The 14,215-nt window shown below is 70.3% G+C and carries 14 protein-coding genes; 8 read left to right on the top strand and 6 right to left on the bottom strand.

Annotation, left to right across the window (positions count from 1 at the left end):
* Window positions 1-22: 22 nt before the first annotated feature.
* Window positions 23-2,353: a TonB-dependent receptor gene (locus CRO12_RS01405; RefSeq protein WP_097062241.1), complete on the bottom strand. Its 2,331-nt coding sequence runs from the start codon at window positions 2,351-2,353 to the stop codon at window positions 23-25.
* A 114-nt stretch (window positions 2,354-2,467) separates the two neighbouring features.
* Here CRO12_RS01405 and CRO12_RS01400 point away from each other — a divergent pair, with 114 nt between their 5' ends.
* A complete protein-coding gene (locus CRO12_RS01400; protein ID WP_097062240.1) occupies window positions 2,468-3,100 on the top strand; it encodes a TetR/AcrR family transcriptional regulator in 633 nt (210 codons plus the stop codon).
* 134 nt (window positions 3,101-3,234) lie between these two features.
* On the opposite strand, the gene CRO12_RS01395 is transcribed toward CRO12_RS01400, so the two are convergent.
* Genes CRO12_RS01395 through CRO12_RS01385 form a run of 3 tightly spaced genes read right to left on the bottom strand, consistent with a single transcriptional unit; the run spans window position 3,235 to window position 4,887 of the window.
* Window positions 3,235-3,837 carry a hypothetical protein gene (locus tag CRO12_RS01395; protein WP_097062239.1) on the bottom strand — a complete coding sequence of 201 codons (603 nt, stop codon included), beginning with the start codon at window positions 3,835-3,837 and terminating at the stop codon, window positions 3,235-3,237.
* Window position 3,838: 1 nt separating this feature from the next.
* Window positions 3,839-4,384: a YceD family protein gene (locus CRO12_RS01390; protein WP_097062238.1), complete on the bottom strand. Its 546-nt coding sequence runs from the start codon at window positions 4,382-4,384 to the stop codon at window positions 3,839-3,841.
* Complete coding sequence (locus CRO12_RS01385; RefSeq protein WP_425442973.1) at window positions 4,381-4,887, bottom strand: ubiquinol-cytochrome C chaperone family protein; 507 nt, start codon at window positions 4,885-4,887, stop codon at window positions 4,381-4,383. The genes CRO12_RS01390 and CRO12_RS01385 overlap by 4 nt, the downstream gene beginning before the upstream one ends.
* A 114-nt stretch (window positions 4,888-5,001) precedes the next feature.
* On the opposite strand from CRO12_RS01385, the gene CRO12_RS01380 reads away from it, so the two are divergent.
* From CRO12_RS01380 to CRO12_RS01350, 7 genes are all read left to right on the top strand, one after another.
* On the top strand, window positions 5,002-5,466 hold the full coding sequence (locus CRO12_RS01380; protein ID WP_097062237.1) for an outer membrane protein assembly factor BamE: 465 nt from the start codon (window positions 5,002-5,004) through the stop codon (window positions 5,464-5,466).
* A gap of 129 nt (window positions 5,467-5,595) precedes the next feature.
* Window positions 5,596-6,114, top strand: coding sequence for an RcnB family protein (locus CRO12_RS01375; protein WP_097062236.1), 519 nt, complete (start codon window positions 5,596-5,598; stop codon window positions 6,112-6,114).
* Window positions 6,115-6,286: 172 nt separating this feature from the next.
* The gene (locus CRO12_RS01370; protein ID WP_245858108.1) at window positions 6,287-7,717 is read left to right on the top strand and encodes a glycosyl transferase family protein; all 1,431 of its coding nucleotides are present in this window, start codon (window positions 6,287-6,289) and stop codon (window positions 7,715-7,717) included.
* Window positions 7,714-8,757 carry a hypothetical protein gene (locus CRO12_RS01365; protein ID WP_097062234.1) on the top strand — a complete coding sequence of 348 codons (1,044 nt, stop codon included), beginning with the start codon at window positions 7,714-7,716 and terminating at the stop codon, window positions 8,755-8,757. Before CRO12_RS01370 ends, CRO12_RS01365 begins: the two co-directional genes overlap by 4 nt.
* Before the next feature lie 66 nt (window positions 8,758-8,823).
* Window positions 8,824-9,738: a sulfite exporter TauE/SafE family protein gene (locus CRO12_RS01360; RefSeq protein ID WP_097062233.1), complete on the top strand. Its 915-nt coding sequence runs from the start codon at window positions 8,824-8,826 to the stop codon at window positions 9,736-9,738.
* A complete protein-coding gene (locus CRO12_RS01355; RefSeq protein WP_097062232.1) occupies window positions 9,735-10,493 on the top strand; it encodes a TIGR02186 family protein in 759 nt (252 codons plus the stop codon). Before CRO12_RS01360 ends, CRO12_RS01355 begins: the two co-directional genes overlap by 4 nt.
* Window positions 10,494-10,556: 63 nt before the next feature.
* Window positions 10,557-12,233: an ATP-binding protein gene (locus CRO12_RS01350; protein WP_097062231.1), complete on the top strand. Its 1,677-nt coding sequence runs from the start codon at window positions 10,557-10,559 to the stop codon at window positions 12,231-12,233.
* Between the two features lie 9 nt (window positions 12,234-12,242).
* Here CRO12_RS01350 and CRO12_RS01345 read toward each other — a convergent pair whose 3' ends face one another.
* On the bottom strand, window positions 12,243-12,452 hold the full coding sequence (locus CRO12_RS01345) for a hypothetical protein (protein WP_097062230.1): 210 nt from the start codon (window positions 12,450-12,452) through the stop codon (window positions 12,243-12,245).
* 73 nt (window positions 12,453-12,525) lie between these two features.
* Entirely contained in the window at window positions 12,526-13,995 is a 1,470-nt protein-coding gene (locus CRO12_RS01340; protein WP_342747190.1) for a M23 family metallopeptidase, read from the bottom strand.
* Between the last annotated feature and the right edge of the window lie 220 nt (window positions 13,996-14,215).

The raw sequence follows: 14,215 nt of genomic DNA, 5'->3' as shown, positions 1-14,215 counted from the left end.
GCCCCCTGCAACGCTGGCGCGCTCAGTAGCGCGCGGTCAGCGTCACGAACACCTGGCGCGGGTTGCCGTAATAGGCGGTGAGCACGCCTTCGGTGCCGAGCGTGGGCACCAGGTTGCCGGCGGCGTTGCGCAGGAAGTCGCCCGTGTCCGGGTTCTGGCCGAGAAAGTTGTAGCCCGACACGATGTAGCGCTTGTCGGTCAGGTTGCGGCCGTGGACGCCGACCGTCAGATGCTCGTTGATGTCGTAGGTGACATTGGCGTCCCACAGTGCATAGGCCGGCTGATCGATGAGCGGCGTACGCAGCTCGAATTGCTGGCTGTCGCCGCGGTACGCAACCGTCGTCGACACGTTGAGCTGCCCGCCCGCGACCGGCCCGGCGTAGGCAAGCGTGCCGGATGCGGTCCAGTCGGGCGTGTTCTGGAAGCGGCGGCGGTCCGACACGTCGATCCCGCGGCTATCGATGAAGCGGGTGTAGCGCGCGTCGAGATAGCCCATCGTGCCCTGCAGCGTGACGCGATCCGCATCCGACGCCAGCCCCTTTGCGAGCACGGCGGTCGCCTCCGCCTCCACGCCGTCGATCTTGGCGCGGCCGGCGTTGGTGGTGACGCCGATGAAGGTCTGCTGGCCGTTCAGCACCGTGCCGACCGATCCCGGCACCTGCACATCGGTGTAGTCGGAGTGGAAGGCGGCGAGCGCAACGGTGAGGCGCCGGTCGAACAGCGACGCCTTGTAGCCGACCTCATAGGTGTCGACCGTCTCCGGATCGAACGACAGGAAATTGTAGATGTCTTGGTACGTCCGCCCGGTCGCGGGGTTGCTGATCGGCGCGGCGGTCGACACGCCGCGGGGATCAAAGCCGCCGCCCTTGAAGCCCTTCGCATAGGATGCATACAGGTTGCGGTCGGGGGTCGGCTTGAAGCTGACGCTGGCGCGCGGCGTGAACTTGCTGAACGAGCCCGCGCCGCGGAAGTCGGAGGTGGTGGCGAACAGCGTGCCCTGGCCGCTGAAGAAGGGCGAACCGCCGCCCAAAAAGGTCTGGCGCAGCACCCGCGATTGGCGATCGTCCCACGTGTAGCGCCCGCCGACCGAGACGGAGAACATCGGGTTGAAGTCGTAGGTCGCGTCGCCGAACACCGCAACCGTGTCGGTGTAGACGTCACCGAAGGTTAGCGCGGTGACGCCGCCCGGCAGCCGCACGTCAAACACGGTGCGCGCCTGCGCATCGAGGTAGTAGCCGCCGAGCAGCAGGTTCAGCCCGCCGGTGTTTACCAGCAGCTGCACCTCCTGACTGAACTGCTCGTTGTTGTAGAGGCTCGGCACATCGACCTGCACCGCGTTCAGCGCGTCGAAGTCGATCGGCGTCGCCGTGTCGTCCTTGCGGTAGCCGGTGATCGATCGGAATGTCAGCCAGTCGGCCGGCTCCAGCTCCGCGAACAGCGCGCCGCCGTACGCCTCCACCCGCTGCTCCGGCGTGACCAGGTTGCCGCGCGAATCGAACACGTCGCGGAGTATGGGGGTGCCGCTGACCAGACCGGGGATCAGGCGGTGGCCGCCGCGTGGGTTCGACTTGTCGAGCGTGTAGTCGCCGGACAGGCGAAAGAAGGCGCCGGTCGTCTCGTACTGGAGCGTGCCGCGAGCGGCCCAGATGTCCTTGTTGTAGTTCTCGTCCCCGGTGGTCAGGTTGGTGCCGAAGCCGTCGCGGGTCAGCCGCGCAACCGCGCCGCCGAGCCGGAAGCCGGTATCGCCGATCGGCGCGCTCGCTGACAGCACGCCGTCGATCTGGTCGAAGGTGCCGTACGTGCCGCGCGCCACCAGCGTCGGCTCGGCGCCTAGGCGGCGGGTAACGTACTTGACCGCGCCGCCGATGGTGTTGCGGCCGTACAGCGTGCCCTGCGGCCCGCGCAGCACCTCCACCCGCTCCACGTCGTAGATGTCGAGCACCGCCGCCTGCGGGCGGTTGAGGTAGACGTCGTCGAGATAGAGCCCGACGCCGCCCTCGAAGCCGCCGACCGGATCCTGCTGGCCGACGCCGCGGATAAAGGCGCTGAGCGTGGAGTTGGACCCGCGCGACACCTCCAGCGTGACGTTGGGGGTGACGGCGGCGATGTCGGTAACGTCGATCGCGCCGGATGCCGTCAGCTGCGCGCCCGAGAAGGCGGTCACCGCAATTGGCACGTCGAGCAGCGTCTCCTCGCGACGCCGCGCGGTGACGACGATCTCGCCGGGATCGGTCTCGGCGGCGGTCTCCTGCGGGGTCTGCACCTCCTGTGCGAGGGCGGGCGTGGTGAGCAGCGTCAGCAGACTGGCGCCCGAGGCGAGCAGCGCGCGCGAAATGGAACAAGTGCGGGTCATCGACCGATCCTCCCCTATGCCGCCCCGCCGTTCCGACGCAGGCTTGTGCGTGTTGTGCCCGAGCTATACTGAAAGCTGAACCGGGTTTCAACTTCGGGCAGGAGGGGCAAGCCGATGGCGAGGGAAGGTGACCTTGCTGCAACAGTCCCGGCGGCGACGCCTGGCGACAAGGCACCGCGCACCGCGCGCGGGCGACGCACGCGACAGGCGATCCTCGACGCCGCCGCCGCCGAGTTCGGAGAGCGCGGCTTTCACGAGGCGTCGATCAGCGGAATTACCCGGCGCGCAGGCGTCGCGCTCGGCAGCTTCTACACCTACTTCGATTCGAAGGACGCGGTTTTCCGTGCCTTGGTGCGGCACATGTCCGAACAGGTCCGCGACCACGTCGCCCCGGCGATCCGTGCCGCCCCGGACGGCATCGCCGCCGAGCGGGCCGGGCTCGCCGGATTCATCGAGTTCGTCCGTGCGCACAAGGAGATCTATCGCATCATCGACGAGGCGGAGTTCGTCGATCCGGAGAGTTTCCGCTCACACTACGCGACCACGGCCGAGCGGATCGGCGCGCGTCTCCAGGCCGCGGCCGCGCGCGGCGAGGTCGCGGACGGAGTGGGGGAGGTGCACGCCTGGGCGATCATGGGTATGAACGTCTTCCTGGGCCTGCGCTACGGCGTCTGGGCGGAGGATCGTACCCCGGGCGACGTGGCGGATGCGGTAGCGGCGCTGTTGCAGCGCGGGATCGGGCGGTAGCGCCTTTTCTTCAAACGTGCGCGGACAGCTGTATCAACAGCGTGCCATGTGCTGCCCGGGCGCGGGTGCTTCGATACGCGCCTTTGCCGACGCTCAGTCGCTACTCAGCACGAACAAAAGGGTGCGAAACTCCGCTACTCGCCCGAACCCTTGAGATGGTTGCGCAGCGCCGCTCGCCGATCCGCGCGGGCCTGTGCGCTCGGGTCTGCGGCCTCGATTCGGTCGAGCAGCCCTTCCACATCGTCGAGCAGCTCGGTCGTGATCGCCCGCTTCCTGGTGCCGACGGCGCCCGGCAGGTCGGCGAGCGCGACGTCGATCAGTTCGGGCACGCGTCGCTCCAATTTGATGCGGAGCATGGTGTAGTCGGACGTCGGATCGTGCGCGGCGTCGCTCAGCAGCGCCTGATCGACGCGGCGGCGAAGGGCGAGCACCCGGCTGCGAGTGAGGATGCCGACCTGCGCGGTGAGGCGGGCAAGCGCGTGCTGAACCGGCTGCACATCGGTTTGGGCAGGTGTTGACGCCTTCGCGGGCGCCGTCCGCCTGCCGCCTCCGAACAGCACCAGCAGGGCGAGCGCGATCGCGAGCACGACCGACAGGCGCGGCCCGATGCCGGCGCCCTCGATCAGCACCGCGGTGACCACGACCGCGATCACCGACGCGCCGAGCGCCCGGCCCGGGCGGAGGATCAGCGCGACCGCAAAGGCGACCAGCAGCAGGATCGTGATCAGCGCCGTCACCTCAGTCCCGCGTCGCGCCGCCCTGCAGCAGGTCCTTGAGCCCGGCGAGCGCGCCGGCCGGCTTTGCCTCCTCCTCGCTCAGCACGCCGGCGTCGCGAAGCGCGGCCGCCGCGGCCGGGGAGCGCGGGTACGGGTCGAGCGCAAGCGCCAGCGTCTCGGCGGCGGCCTCGCCCAGGTCGATCGCGCCGCCGGCGAAGAAGACGACGTCGAGGTCGCCGGCATCGAGCTCGACTTCCTCGTCGCCGCTCACGGCCACACCCTCCGGCACGAAGCGGAGGGCGAAATCCTCCTCGATGATGGCGGGCACCGGATCGCCGGTCCCGATGCAGCGCTGCGTTACCGCGGCCAACAGGTGTCCCGTCGCGACGATGCCGGCCGCATCGCGGCGCAGCGCGTACTCGGCCGCGAGCCGTTCGACGCCGAGCAGGTCGAAGCGCCGGGCAAGCGCCGCCCGCTCGGCATCGTCCGCCTCGATCCGCGTCGCGGCCTCGCCCTGGCCGATCGTGTCGAGCCGGCGCGGGCGGCTGAACTCCGGTGCCCCGCTCACGGCAGCCGTCCGCCGATGAGCGCGTCGTGCTCCGTCCGGACAAGCGCGGCGCTGAACTGCTCGAGCCGCGCACGCACGTGCGCGACCGCTTGCGGCGCGGGCGGCTGCTCGCGGTACAGGTTGCGAACCAGCGCGGGGGTGAGATCACCGGACGCCAGCCCTTCGCGGTAGGCACCTAGTCGACCGCCCAGCATGCTCATCATGCGCCCGATGTGCTTGCCGACCATCAGGTCGCCGATGCCGATCTGGCGAAGCTGGGGATCCATGTCGTCGACGAACCGCTCCGCGAGCGCGACGCCGGTCCTGGTCGCACCCGGCTCCGCCTCCAGCCGCAGCAGCACCATGCTCAGCACCGCCGCCACCATGTCGAAGCGGCCGTCGATGGTGTCGGCGACACCGCCGTCCACGTACCAGTGCGCCGCCCGCGCGCGGGCCACCACCGCCGCGTAGAGTGCGGCCGCCTCGTCATTGGTTCGGCCGAACAGCCGATCGATCAACCCCACTCGTCACCCGCCAGACCGCCATGCGGCCTTGTCGCGCCGCCTCCACCTGCATATTGAGCCGATTGGAGGCGGTTGCAATCGCCGCCGCGTGCCCGCCGAAGCGAAAGTACCCCAATGTTCCGTGCCGCTGCCGTCCTCGCCCTTGCCGCGCTCAGCGCTGCGGCCTGCACCCCCTTGCGCGGTCACCAGGGCTATATCGTGGACGTCGATCTGGTGAACTCGGTGCAGCCGGGCGTCGACAACAAGCAGACGGTGGCGCAGGTGCTCGGCCTGCCGACGGTGCCGGGCCAGTTCGGGTCGAACGAGTGGTATTATGTCGCGCGCGACACCCGCAACCTCGCGTTCAACACGCCGCGGCCCGTCAACCAGATTACGCTCCGGGTCCGCTTCGATCCGAGCGGCACGGTGACCGGCATCGACCGGATGGGCATCGAGCAGGTCGCGAGCGTCAATCCGTCGAGCGACAAGACCCCGACGCTGGGGCGTGAGCGTGGCTTCTTCCAGGACCTGTTCGGCAACATCGGCACGGTCGGCGCGGCCGGTGCCCCGGCCGGCGGTGGCGGCGGCAACGGGCCATAGGCCCGACCGGCTTCGCTGCCGCCAAGCTGTCGCAACGCTGACAACGGCGTTCGCACCCGGTTCAGCGGCACCGGCCTACCTCCTGATCCATGGCGCGATCGGTCGCGCCGATGTGAAAAGGAGGATCCGATGCGTAAGTTGATCATCTCCGGCCTGATCGCCGCGGTCACGCTGCCCGCCGTCGCCGCCGTTCCGGCCGCGGCACAGTCCCGCGCCGAACTGCGCCGCGACCGCCAGGACATCCGCGAGGAGCGTCGCGACCTGCAACGGGCCTATCGCCGCGGCGACGCCCGCGACATCCGCGAGGAGCGGCGCGACCTGCGTCAGGCGCAGCGCGAGTACCGCGAGGACCTGAACGACCGCAACCGGCGCTGGGGCCGCAACGACTGGCGCGGGTACCGCGACCGGAACGCGGCGCTCTATGCTCGCGGCAACTGGAACGCGCCGTTCCGCTACCAGAGCTTCCGTCCCGGCGTGCGGATCGGGGCGCCCTATTACAGCGCGCGCTACTACATCAACGATCCGTGGCGCTATCGCCTGCCGCCCGCCGCGCGCAACCAGCGCTGGGTGCGTCACTATGGCGACGTGATCCTGGTGGACACGCGCCGCGGCTACGTGGTCGACGTGATCCGCGGCTTCTATCGCTGACGTGAAGGGAAGCGGCCGCGTCGCAGCTACGCGCCGACGCGGCCGTGTGCCGAGGCACCGGTCCCGAAAGGGGTAAGGACCACGCCGGCAAACGCGCGTCCGGCCGCTTTGTTCGAGCGTCGCAGGCATCAATCCACCACGTCGGTGGGTAGTTGCTTACTACGCTACCAAAGTGGATGATCGCCCGGCCGAATCGGAGCAGTCGGGGGCGATCAGCTTGGGGGGCGTGGCAGGGCAACTGCTGGAAGTCGCGCGTCACGAGCTGATGCTCTTCGCCGCCGTCGGCTTGCTGATCGGCGGGATCGACGACCTGCTGGTCGACCTGCTCTACATCGTCCGCGGCGCCTGGCGTTGCTTGAGCGGGCGCCGCGATCCGCTCCTCGCCGAGCTGCCGGCGGCGAGCGGGCGGACGGCCATGCTGATCGCGGCATGGGACGAGTCGGCGGTGATCGGGCCGATGCTGCGCACCACGCTGGCGCGGCTCACCGAGCCGGGGCTGACGATCTACGTCGGGCTCTACCCCAATGACTGGGCGACGACGGAGATCGTCGCGGCGATCGCCGCAGTCGACGCGCGCGTGCGCCCGGTGGTCGGCCTGCACGCCGGCCCGACCACCAAGGCGGCGAACCTCAACCAGGTGTGGCGCGCGCTGGTCGCCGACGAGGCGGCCGCCGGAGTCCGCTTCGACGCGATCGTCCTCCACGATGCGGAGGACGTCATTTCCGCCGGCGAGCTGCGCGTCATCGAGCATGGGCTGCGGACGCACGAGGGCGTGCAGTTGCCGGTGCTGCCGCTCGTCCACCCGCAATCGCGGTGGATCGGCGGCGTCTACATCGACGAATTCGCGGAGGCGCACACCGGCCGCCTCGTCGTCCGCCAGATGGTGGCCGCGAGCCTGCCGTTCGCCGGTGTCGGCTGCGCGGTGCGTCGTGACGTTCTCGGCACCATCGCCGCGGCGCGCGGCGGGTCCCCCTTCGATAGCCAGAGCCTGACCGAGGACTATGAGCTCGGGCTCTCGATCGCCGACGCAGGCGGACGCGTCATGATCGCGCAGGTGCGCGAGCGAGCGGGCGGGCCGCCGGTCGCCGTTCGCGAGTTCTTTCCCGACACGATCCAGGCGTCCGTCCGGCAGAAGGCGCGGTGGATGATCGGCATCGCACTCGCCGGCTGGGATCGCACCGGCTGGGCCGGGTGGCGCAACATCGGCGATCACTGGATGCGCGCGCAGGACCGCAAGGCGCTGATCGCCGTGGCCGTGCTCCTCGCGGCCTATCTCACGCCGCTGCTCTGGCTCCTGTCGGAGCTGCTCCACGTGGCAGGCGTGCACCGGGTGCGACCGCTCGATCCGGTGATGGCCGAACTTCTGCTGGTCAACGCCGCGCTGCTCGGCTGGCGACTGCTGGTCCGTGCGTTCTTCGTCGGGCGCCGCTACGGGGCGGGAGAGGCGCTGCGATCGATGCCGCGACTGCTGATCGGCAATTTCATCGCGCTGCTCGCCGCTCGGCGGGCGGTCACCCAATATTGGCAGATGCTGCGTGGTCGCCCGCTGCACTGGGACAAGACCGCGCATCGCTTTCCCGACGACGCGACCATCGCCGCGTGACCGGAGCCGGCCGCCCCTTCCGCTTCATGGCGGTGGTCGGCCTCGGCTGGACGTCGGCGCGGCTCCTGCTGCTGTGGCAGGAGACCGGATCGCTGCCGGCGGCGCTCGGTGAGCTGGTGCCGATCGCGACGGCGACGGCAGCGGTCGAGCCGATGCTTGGATCGGTAGCGGCGCCACGCGATCCGCCTTCAACTGCCCGAATGGTGATCCCGTCACGGGTGCGTGTTGCGTCAGCGCAGCCGGGAGAAGCGGTCTATGTTCCGGGTGCGGTGCCCGCCGGGGCGATTGCTGCCGAGCCGTTGCCCGTCGCGGCGGTCGGCGCGTCCGAGTCGGTCCCGGTAATGGCGGCCTTGGCCGTCGATCCGGTCGCTCGCGGTGTGCCGGCGTCGGAGCTGCCGCCGTCGCTCGCCGGACGGACACGGCTGTCGGTCAGCAGCTGGCTGATCGCCCGCAACGGCCGGGGGCTGGGCGTCGGGCCAAATGCGCCGCAGCTCGGTGGGTCGCAGGGCGGGGTGCGGGTCGACTATGGCATCGGCCGCGGCCTGGCGCTGACCGGCCGCGCGGCGGCACCGGCGGCGGGGGCCGGGCGCGAACTGTCGTTGGGTGTCGCGTGGCGACCGGCGGGCGTGCCGGTCAGGATCGTGGCGGAGCAGCGCTTCCCGCTCGACGGTGGTGCAGGCGGCCCCGCGCTCGGGATCAGCGGCGGGGTGGACGCCCTGCCGCTCGCCGCGGGCTTCGCGCTGGAGGGTTACGGCCAGGGCGGTGCGATCGTTCGGCGCGGGCTGGAGCACTATGCCGACGCCAGCCTCCGCGCGAGCCGGCTGCTGACGGAGACGGGCGGGGTGCGGATCGACGTCGGGGCGGGGGCATGGGGCGGAACGCAGCGTGGTGTGTCGCGGCTCGACGTCGGTCCGAGCATCGGCGCGCGCGTGCCGCTGGTCGGGCGGACACTGCGCGTCTCGCTCGACTGGCGGCAGCGGATCGCCGGCGACGCACGCCCGGGCTCCGGACCGGCGCTCTCGATCGGCTCGGACTTCTAGCGTGCACTCACGGGCGCGCGTCGAAGCGCCTTCGACTCGCCGCACAAAGCCGCTAATCAGGACGCCGTGGACATCTATCTGCCCATCGCGAACTTGTCGGTGAATGCGCTGGTCATCATCCTGCTGGGGTTCGGGGTGGGGCTGCTCTCTGGGATGTTCGGCGTCGGCGGCGGGTTCCTGACCACCCCGCTGCTGATCGTCTACGGCATCCCGCCGACGGTCGCCGCCGCGTCGGCCGCCAGCCAGGTGACGGGCGCGAGCGTATCGGGCGTGCTGGCGCACTTTCGCCGCGGGGGCGTCGACGTCCACATGGGGCTGGTGCTGGTCGCCGGCGGGGTGATCGGCGCGGTCGCGGGGGCGGGCGTGTTCCGCCTGCTGCAGCAGAGCGGCCAGATCGATACGGTGATCGCCGTGCTCTACGTGCTGCTGCTCGGTTCGATCGGCGGGCTGATGCTGACCGAAGCGTTGGGTGCCATCCGCCGGCTGCGCACCGGCGAGCCGCCACGTGCCGGCAAGCGGCGGCACCACCCGCTGGTCGCCGCGTTGCCGCTGCGCTGGCGCTTCTACGCGTCCGGCCTCTACATCTCGCCGCTCGCGCCGCTGATCCTCGGCATGGCGGTCGGGATGCTCACCGTGCTGCTGGGAGTAGGCGGCGGCTTCGTGCTGGTGCCGGCGATGATCTACCTGCTCGGCATGGCGACCTCCGTCGTGGTCGGCACGTCGCTGTTCCAGATCCTGTTCGTCACCGCTGCCGCGACGCTCACTCACGCGCTCACCACCAAGGCGGTGGATATCGTGCTCGCCGCGCTGCTGCTGGTCGGATCGGTCGTGGGCGCACAGGTCGGCGCGCGCTTCGCGGCGCGGGCGAAGCCCGAGTACCTCCGCCTCGCGCTCGCGGTCATGGTGCTGCTGGTCGCGGTCCGGATGCTGCTGGGGATCACCTGGCGCCCGGACGAAATCTACACGATCGAGCTGTCGTGAGGCGCGGCGCACTCCTGCTCGCGGCGCCGCTGCTGCTCGGCGCGGCCAAGCCGGTACTGGTCCCCGACGTGTCGCAGCGCGAGATCGAGATCGCCTATTCGTTTACCGGCGCGCGGCTGCTGCTGTTCGGCGCGATCCTCTACCCCCGCGGGCGAACGCCAGGCGAGGAGGCGCGCACGGACGTGGTCGTGGTCGTGAAGGGGCCGGCGCAGTCGATCATGGTGCGCGAGAAGGAGAAGATCGCCGGCATCTGGATCAATGCGGAGCGCACCCGCTACCGCTCCGCGCCGAGCTTCTACGCGATCGCCTCGTCCCGCCCGATCGAGCGGATCGTCGATGAGCGCACCCGCGCAATCTACGAACTCGGGCTGTCGAGCCTGCAGCTCTCGCCCGCGTCCGGCGCAGTCGCGGCCGAGCAGGCCCGCTTCGACCGCGGACTCGTCGACCTCAAGCGGCGCAGCGGGCTTTATTATGAGGACCCGGGCGCGGTGGAGATCACCGACGACGTGCTCTACCGCGCCGCCGTCACCATCCCCGCGCGTGTGCCGGTCGGACGCTTCACGGCGGAGACCTTCCTGATCCAGGACGGCCGCGTCCTTGCCGCCGCCACGCGGGAGATTACCATCCGCAAGTCGGGGTTCGAGCGGTTCGTCGCGCGCTCGGCGGAGCGTGCCTCCTTCGCCTACGGCCTGGCCGCGGTCGCGCTGTCGGTCGCGTTCGGCTGGGCGGCCGGCGCGGTGGCCCGCCGTCTCTGAGCAGCACAAACGGGACGTTAAGCCTTTCGCGTGCATGTGGCCCGCTGAACGGGAGGGCTGCTGATGGCGGAGTTGTTGAACCGGCGCGGGTTCGAAGGGGTCGAGGCAGGGGAAGCGGCCGGCGTCGCACCGACTGGCCCGGCAGACGCCGGCATCGGCGCGGTGTTCGAGATCTCCGGATCTTCGAGCCAGGTCATGCTCGATCTCGACGCGATCGACCGGCTCTCGTCCGATCCGGACGGCGCGATCGCGGCGTCGGGTCAGGTCGGCAGCCAGATCAAGATGCGCGTCGGCGCCACCTGGATCGTCGCCAATGTTCGCTCCATGCGGCTGTCGCAGACGCACGAGGGCACCGTCATTGCGCAGGTCGACTTCTTGGGCGAGGGCGATCAGGAGCGGCTGACCGGCAAGCTCTACCGCTTCCGCCGCGGCGTCACCCGCTTCCCGACGCCGGGCACCCCGGTCTTCCCCGTATCCACCGCCGACCTGAAGCAGATCTACGCCGCCGACGACCGTGCTCATGTCGAGATCGGCCAGGTCTACCCGACCAAGGACATCCGCGCCGCCCTTTACGTCGATGCGATGCTCGGCAAGCACTTCGCGCTGCTCGGCTCGACCGGTACCGGCAAGTCCACGTCGGCGGCGCTGATCCTTCACCGCATCTGCGAGCTCGCGCCGCAGGGTCATATCGTGATGATCGACCCGCACGGCGAATATGGCGCCGCGTTCCGCACGACGGGCGAGGTCTACGACGTCACCAACCTGCAGATGCCCTACTGGCTGATGAACTTCGAGGAGCATTGCGAGGTGCTGGTCACCTCCGACGGCTCCGACCGGCAGGTCGACAGCGACATCCTCGCCAAGTGCCTGCTCGCCGCCAAGGGCAAGAACCGGCTGGCGGCGGAGTTCGGCAAGCTGACCGTCGATTCGCCGATCCCCTACCTGCTCTCCGACCTGCTCAACCTCATCACGCTGGAGATGGGCAAGCTCGACCGCGCAACCGACTCCGCGCCCTATCTCCGGCTCAAGACCAAGCTGGAGGAGGTGAAGAACGATCCGCGCTACACCTTCATGTTCTCCGGCATGCTGGTCGCGGATACGATGGCGGCGTTCCTCGGCCGCATCTTCCGCCTGCCCGCCGACGGCAAGCCAATCTCCATCATCGACGTGTCGGGCGTGCCGAACGAGATCACGTCCGTCGTGGTCGCGGTGCTGAGCCGCATGGTGTTCGACTTCGCGATCTGGTCGCGCAACGAGCCGCAGCGCCCGATCCTGCTCGTCTGCGAAGAAGCGCACCGCTACGTGCCGAGCGACCGCAACGCCGACGGATCGTCGGTGGGGCGCATCCTCAGCCGCATCGCCAAGGAGGGCCGCAAGTACGGCGTGTCACTGGGGCTGATCACCCAGCGCCCGTCCGACCTGGCGGAGGGTGTGCTGTCGCAGTGCGGCACCATCATCTCGATGCGCCTCAACAACGACCGCGACCAGGCCTATGTTCGGGCGGCGATGCCGGAAGGCGCGCGCGGGTTCCTCGACTCGATCCCGGCCCTGCGCAACCGCGAGTGCATCGTCTGCGGCGAGGGCGTGGCGACCCCGATCCGCGTCCTCTTCGACGACCTGGACGAGGCCAAGCGCCCGGCCTCCAGCGACCCGCTCTTCTCCGAGCTGTGGCGCGAGACCGGCGGCGAGGAGGGCATCATCAACCGCACCGTCCGCCGCTGGCGCGCGCAGGGCCGCTGAGCAGCCGTTCTAGTTGCGGATGATCGGGAAGGGCAGGCTGCGGGCCTGCTCGCCCGGCGATCGCGGCTGCTCCGCAAAGGCGCCGAAGCGGCGCGCGCGGCGCTCATATTCCTCGGCGAACTGCAGGTGGACCAGCGCGACGGCATTGTCCTCGCAGGTGTTACCCCGCGCCCGCTCCTGACGAGCGCGTGACAGCAGGTAGGCGGCGTCTTCGTTCATGACCAAGCTCCCATCCGACTGCGACCATTGTGGCCGATTCGTGGCGGGAGCGCCTTGATCTAGGTGGGGCGCCTCAGCGCGCCTGGACTGCCATCAGTCGCGCAAACGTCGACTTGAACCGCTGAAGCGCGCCGCCAGACAGCTGCTGGACGCTCTCGAACGTCACTTTGCCGGGATTGATCGGTACACCGTTCTTCCACAGCTCGTAGTGCAGGTGCGGCCCGGTCGACAGCCCGGTCGAGCCGACATAGCCGATCACCTCGCCGCGGCGCACGGTTTCGCCGTTCTGCACCGCGATGCGGCTCATGTGGCCGAACCCCGTTGCCATCCCGCCCGCGTGACGCAGCTTGACGAACCGGCCGTAGCCTCCGGCCCAGCCGGCCATCTGCACCACGCCATCCATCGGCGCGCGGATCGGCGCGCCGGACGGGGCGGCGATGTCGAGGCCCTTGTGCATGCGGGCGATGCCGAGCACCGGATGGCGGCGCAGCCCGAAGCCGGAGGTGAGCCGCCCCGCGACCGGCATCAGCGCGCCGCTGGAGCGGCGATCGCCGACGCCGCGCGCGTCGAACCAGCTGTCCTTGCCGTCCTGCTCAAAGCGGACGAGCTGGAGCTTGCTGCCGTCCCCGGACAGGCCGGCGTAGAGGAGCTTGCCGAGCTGGACCTCGCCGGTTGCGGCGCGGGCCTGCTCGACGATCACGTCGAAGGTCTGGTCGGCGCCGATGCGGCTGACCGGCATACGGCTGGCAACCGAGCGGAGGAAGGCCTCCACCGCCTTGGCCGGGACGCCGGCGGCGCGCGCGGAGCGGTAAAGGCTCGGCCCGACGCGGCCTTGGATGCGCAAGGGCGTGCGATCGATTGCGATCGGCACGGCGGTGAGCGCCAGCGTGTCCGCGACGCGCGCGACCTGCAGGCTGAGATCGAAGCGCGCACGGAACGCGAGCTTCTCGAGTGGGCGCGGCGCGTCCTTGAGCGGGCGCCGGCCGAGCGTGAGATCGAGCTGGGTGCCGGGGCGGAGATCGCCGAGCGGCACGCGGCCGGCGACGAGGTCGGCGACCCGGGCGGCCTCGGCCGCGGCAACGCCTGAGCGCTCCAGCGCCGCGGCGAGCCCGTCACCCGATGGCAGCGATGCCTGGAGTTCCAGCACCGGCCGCTCGGGGGTGTCGTTCAGCGGAACCACCGCCGCCGTCGGCGCGAAGCGGCGTCCGCTGTTGCCGCCGAGGGCGAGCGGTGCGATCGACTGGGCGCGGGCCTCGTCCCAGTCGCTGCCGGTCAGCGTCGGCGCCGCAACGCCGTAGATCGGGCGGTCGAGCGCGGGCGCGAGCTGCCACGTCGTGGCGATCAGTGCGACGCAGGTCGCCGCACCCCGCCACCAGGTGCGCGATCCGATGTCGGTGCCGAGATCGGGAACCAGGTCGATCCGCTCGATCGCCTCGCGCCAGCCCGGAACGGGCGTCAGGCGCGGTGCGGGCCCGAGCGGCGCGCGGCCGAACGCCGCGGCGGCGGCACCGCCGGCTCCCCCAAGTCCTTGTTCGCTGCGCAAGTACAAGGCCGCGCTGCCCCCCGAGAAATGCGTGACACAGGCCCGCCCCGATACCCCGGACCTGCAGGCAGGAGCGTTGTGGCGACCAAATCCTAAAGTCAAATTAAGCAGGTCCGGTGACGCCGGGCCTTGCGGCAGGGCGTGGCTGCGCGTGGCCGAGCCGACTGTCGCACCGAAAGCCGATGTTTTTTGCGGCTTCGGCGGTTGCACAAAGCGCCCG

Origin of the sequence: Sphingomonas guangdongensis (genome assembly GCF_900199185.1) — a bacterium.
Lineage (GTDB): Bacteria > Pseudomonadota > Alphaproteobacteria > Sphingomonadales > Sphingomonadaceae > Sphingomonas > Sphingomonas guangdongensis.
This window is presented reverse-complemented; position numbering and strand designations above follow the sequence as displayed.

What these genes read in the sequence shown, in the direction of transcription:
- CRO12_RS01405 (WP_097062241.1), bottom strand. Translation starts at nt 2,353, where the DNA reads ATGACCCGCACTTGTTCCATTTCGCGCGCGCTGCTCGCCTCGGGCGCC.
- CRO12_RS01400 (WP_097062240.1), top strand. Translation starts at nt 2,468, where the DNA reads ATGGCGAGGGAAGGTGACCTTGCTGCAACAGTCCCGGCGGCGACGCCT.
- CRO12_RS01380 (WP_097062237.1), top strand. Translation starts at nt 5,002, where the DNA reads ATGTTCCGTGCCGCTGCCGTCCTCGCCCTTGCCGCGCTCAGCGCTGCG.
- CRO12_RS01375 (WP_097062236.1), top strand. Translation starts at nt 5,596, where the DNA reads ATGCGTAAGTTGATCATCTCCGGCCTGATCGCCGCGGTCACGCTGCCC.
- CRO12_RS01350 (WP_097062231.1), top strand. Translation starts at nt 10,557, where the DNA reads ATGGCGGAGTTGTTGAACCGGCGCGGGTTCGAAGGGGTCGAGGCAGGG.
- CRO12_RS01345 (WP_097062230.1), bottom strand. Translation starts at nt 12,452, where the DNA reads ATGAACGAAGACGCCGCCTACCTGCTGTCACGCGCTCGTCAGGAGCGG.